Source organism: Sphingomonas sp. Sph1(2015) (genome assembly GCF_001970915.1).
Taxonomy (GTDB): Bacteria; Pseudomonadota; Alphaproteobacteria; order Sphingomonadales; family Sphingomonadaceae; genus Sphingomonas; species Sphingomonas parapaucimobilis.
On the sequence record NZ_MQUI01000092.1, the window covers coordinates 1 to 4,120 of the forward strand.

Sequence of the window (4,120 nt, forward strand, 5' to 3'; positions counted from 1 at the left end):
CCCGAGCAGCACCAGCGCCAGCGGCAGCCCGATCAGGCCGCCGGTCACGAACACCATCCGCCACGGCGCGATCCCGCCCGACAGCCCGGCGAAGATCGCCAGCAGCGCGCCCCCTCCGATCATCGCGACCCCGCGGCCCAGCGCGGCCCCGCCGGTGAACATGCTGATCCCGCGCCCGGCATGGGCCGGGGTCATGGTCGCGACGATCAGGCCCAGCGCGGCAGGGCCGATCGCCGCCTGCGCCAGGCCCAGCATCATGCGCGCGGCGGCCAGCAGCGCGCCCGATCCGGCCAGCCCGCAGGCGATCGTTGCGATGCTCGATCCCGCCAGGGCCGCCGCCAACAGCCAGGCCAGCGACCAGCGGCGGGCGAGCAGAACCATCGGAATCACCGCCAGCCCGTTGACGACGGCAAAGGCCGGGCCTTGCAACAGCCCGATCGTCCCGTCGCGCAAGGCCAGCTCGACCTTGATCGGCTCGATCAGGATCGACAGCAGGAACCGGTCGCCGACCACCACCATATGGACCAGTGCCATCAGGATCGCGACGGCGTAACCCTGATCGCGGGCCGGGAGGGGCAAAAGCGTTCCTTTGCGTCAGCGCGCCAGGTTCATCCCGGCCGGTGGCCTGTTCGGGCCGCCTCCGGCATAAAGCGGCGCCCCCGCATCGGAAAGTGGGGTTTCAGACAGGCCGATACAAATCCGTTCGGCATCCATGGGTGCCAGCAGCGACGCGGCCGCGTCCCATTCGGCGTCGAGCCAGCGGACACGGTCGCCCGGTGCGATCACCACCGGCTGCACGGTCAGCGGTCCCTTGACCGGACAGCCCAGCATCGCGAAGCAGCGCGCATCGCTGGTCCCGCGCCACAGCCCGGCGATGGTGAAGACGGGCTCGTCCGCCAGGGTGAACCAGGCCGATCGTCCGTCCCGACCCCCTTGGGGCGGCAGCGGCGCGGTGCAGGCGGTGACCGGGATCAGACAGCGCTGGGCAGGACGTTCCGCCAAACGCCGCCACCAAGGCAGGGAAACGCTGAGAATCCGGGTCGTCGGCCAGCACCTCGCGCTGCCACCGATTCCACCAGCGCTGATGTCCCAGCGCTGGGTGTCGAGGGTCAGGCCCTCGCGCGTGCGGCGCAGGACGAAGGCGGGCTGACCAGGCCGCAAGTCGCTCAGATAAAGCCAGTTGCCCCAGGTCCCTTGCACGGATCCGGCCAGATCGAACGTCTCGGCCAGCGCCTCGGCCGTCCGGTCCAGCATCGCCCGGTCGCTGTCGAACACCTTATCGCCGGAAAGACGAGGGTAGATCGGCATGATGATGAGCCGGTGCATTCCAAAGCCACTGGCGGCGCGTGGCGGAATAGCGACGCCGCACCCGCCGACAGATCAATGTGTGTCGACGATGATCGTTCTGCAGCTTAACGATACCGAACAACAGGAACACGCTCTGCCAGTTGCGAGGACGCCGAAAGGGATTGGCAACGGGCAGTGCGAACACGATCGGCCTCTGATATCAAAAGGAAAGGTGAGGCGGACACGATCGGTTGGGACAATATGCCCGCCTCACCTGAATCTATAGGTGCGGCATCAGGATGTGCCCATGGGCCGGGGGGGCTTGTCTCACAGTTGAGACATTTGATCGCGGAACCTTCTGCCTTAAACCCGGAAGGGGCGACGTCGCAGGATTGGACTACGGCCTATCCCTGCCCGATCGCCTCGGCCGCCAGCCCGCGCACATCGACCCGCGCCTTCAGCCGCGCGCACAGCAGGGCGGTGCCGCTGATCTTGCGCTGGACGAACAGCGTCTCGACATGGGGGACGTGCCAGGTGTCGCGGTCGGCGATCATCGCCCTCGTCTCCTCGCGCACCACCGGCACGAAGGCGCGGTCGCCGAAGTCGAAGGGACCCGGCCGCGCCATCGTGTCGTCGATCGCGGCGATGATCCGGTCGACCGCCGGGCGGTGCGCGACGACCGCCTTCTCGCCCAGGAACCCCGTCTCCACCGCGATTTCGCGGATGCGGTCACGGTCATGCGCCAGCCCCGCCTCGATCAATCGGCGATAGGAGTCCACCGTCTCGCGCGGCACGTCGCGCGCCGCGCCGAAGTCGAGCAGGACCAGGCGGCCAGTCTCCGCCTGCCAGCGATAATTGGCGAAATTCGGATCGGTCTGCATCATGCCGAAGTCGAATAGCTCGCGCAGCACCAGCTGGATCAGCGCGGTCATCGCGGTGTCGCGGGTGTCCTGCGGGGCCTCGACCAACGTCTCGATCGACTGGCCGGGCACGAAGTCCATCGCCAGCACCAAAGGCGTGGTCAACGCGCGCTCCGGCCGGGGCACGACATAGCGCGGATCGCCCGACAGCCGGTCGCCATAGGCCTGCATCCGATCGGCCTCGCGCAGGTAATCCGCCTCCTCGGCCAGCTGGCGCTTGGCTTCCTCGAGCAGCGGTTTCAGGTCGATCGAGGGCGGGATCAGGTTCGACACGCGCAGCAAGGTCGCAACATTGTCGACGTCGGAGCCGATGCTGTCGCGCACCCCCGGATATTGCACCTTGATCGCCAGCACCCGGCCATCGGGCAGGGTCGCGCGGTGAACCTGCCCGATCGAGGCGGCCGCCATGGGTGCGGCCTCGAAATGGCGGAATTTGCGTCGCCAGTCGGCGCCCCACTCCGCCTTCAGCACCTTGTCGAGCTGCGCGGGCGGCATCCGGTACGCCTGGTCGCGAAGCCGCGCGAGGATGGTCTGCAACTCGGGCGGCAACAGGTCGCCCGCGTCCATCGAGATCATCTGGCCCAGCTTCATCGCCGCGCCGCGCAGGTGCGACAGCCGGTCGGCAACGCGCGCGGCATTGCCCGGCGTCAGCACCAGATCGCCCAGCCTGGGCCGCTCGCCGCTCGCCAGCCTGCGCGCGCCCTCGGCCAGCATCCCGCCCGCGACCCCGCCCGCCAGCCGCCCGAACGCCCCCGCACGGGCAAAGCGACCGCTGGGGACGGCGCGGTGGGTGACGTTGCCGGGCTTGTCTTCGTCATGTGCCATCCCGGGCATAGCGGTGGGGGTGGGCTATGGTTCCGTCGAGGGCGATATGCCGTCTTGCGGACCGGCGCGCGGCCTTTCATCATCGTGGCGGGACGGTCCTGTCCCCTCGGGCAATTCCCATGCGTCTTTTGCTGCTGCCTGTGCTTCTTCTGGTCGGCGTTCCGGGGGCTGCCGCGCCGGTCCCCTCCGTGCCGATCGGCCATTTCCAGACCTGGCTACCGTCGAGCCGCGCGCCGATGGCCTTCACCTCGGGCGGGGTGACGGTGGAGGTCGTGCCCCTGCCCTGCCCTGCGCATCCCGAAGGGGAAAATTCGTGCCGCTGGGACGGTTATAACAACCAGGCACGGGTCACGGTGCGCGCGGGCGGTGTCACGCCGCTGTCGGTGACGACCGACCGGCAGAGCGGCTATACCCGGATCGCGGTCGTCCGCTTCGGGCGCAGCGATCCCCGCCCCGGCGTCATCGTCGAAAGCCAGTCGGGCGGATCGGGCGGCAACCTTGGCGTCCAGTTCCTGGTGCCGAGCCGGACACGCTATCGCGTCCTGTCTCCGGCTTCGACGCGTGACCATCCCTTGCAGGGCGCGATCGCCGATGAACCGGGCGACCTGTCGGGGGACGGGTATATCGACCTGAAGCTGGAGGACGGCGCCTTCGACAGCACCTTTGGCTGCAACGCCTGCACCCCGCGTCCATCGCGCCTGTTTGCGGTGAAGCAGGGTCGCGTGGTCGACGAAAGCCGTGATCCGGCGCTGCGGTCCGTCTTCGCGGCCGACATGGCGCGGCTGGGGCCGCTCTGTGTGTCCGAAGAGTCCGATCGCAACGGCGCCTGCGCCGCCTATATCGCCGATGCCGCGCGCGCGGGACGGTTCAAGGCCGCCTGGGCTAAGATGCTGGCACATTACGAGCGGGACCGCGACCTCTGGCAGCCGGACGAGGGGCCGCGTTTTGCGAGTTTCCCGGAGTCGCTCCGGGCGTTTCTGATCCGTACGGGCTATTGCCCTCCCCTCCCCTTCAGGGGTGGGGCATTTCCGCAGGCGCGACGTTGATGGAGAGGCCCCACCCCAACCCCTCCCCTGAAGGGGAGGGGC

General features: G+C 68.9%; 4 protein-coding genes. 1 reads left to right on the forward strand and 3 read right to left on the reverse strand.

Going from position 1 to position 4,120, the window contains the following annotated elements; translation table 11 throughout:
- The 3 genes from BSZ14_RS18540 to BSZ14_RS18550 form a co-directional block, all read right to left on the reverse strand.
- Positions 1–579: MFS transporter (locus tag BSZ14_RS18540; RefSeq protein ID WP_139330546.1), on the reverse strand; the 579-nt coding region annotated here is incomplete at its 3' end.
- Positions 580–594: 15 nt separating this feature from the next.
- The gene (locus tag BSZ14_RS18545) at positions 595–1,326 is read right to left on the reverse strand and encodes a hypothetical protein (RefSeq protein WP_076712038.1); all 732 of its coding nucleotides are present in this window, start codon (positions 1,324–1,326) and stop codon (positions 595–597) included.
- Between the two features lie 365 nt (positions 1,327–1,691).
- A complete protein-coding gene (locus tag BSZ14_RS18550; protein WP_076712040.1) occupies positions 1,692–3,032 on the reverse strand; it encodes an ABC1 kinase family protein in 1,341 nt (446 codons plus the stop codon).
- A gap of 119 nt (positions 3,033–3,151) precedes the next feature.
- On the opposite strand from BSZ14_RS18550, the gene BSZ14_RS18555 reads away from it, so the two are divergent.
- On the forward strand, positions 3,152–4,078 hold the full coding sequence (locus BSZ14_RS18555; RefSeq protein WP_076712039.1) for a hypothetical protein: 927 nt from the start codon (positions 3,152–3,154) through the stop codon (positions 4,076–4,078).
- Positions 4,079–4,120: the final 42 nt, after the last annotated feature.

Excerpts from the sequence above, each read along its gene's own strand:
- BSZ14_RS18545 (WP_076712038.1), bottom strand. The coding sequence starts at position 1,326 with ATGCACCGGCTCATCATCATGCCGATCTACCCTCGTCTTTCCGGCGAT.
- BSZ14_RS18555 (WP_076712039.1), top strand. The coding sequence starts at position 3,152 with ATGCGTCTTTTGCTGCTGCCTGTGCTTCTTCTGGTCGGCGTTCCGGGG.
- BSZ14_RS18550 (WP_076712040.1), bottom strand. The coding sequence starts at position 3,032 with ATGGCACATGACGAAGACAAGCCCGGCAACGTCACCCACCGCGCCGTC.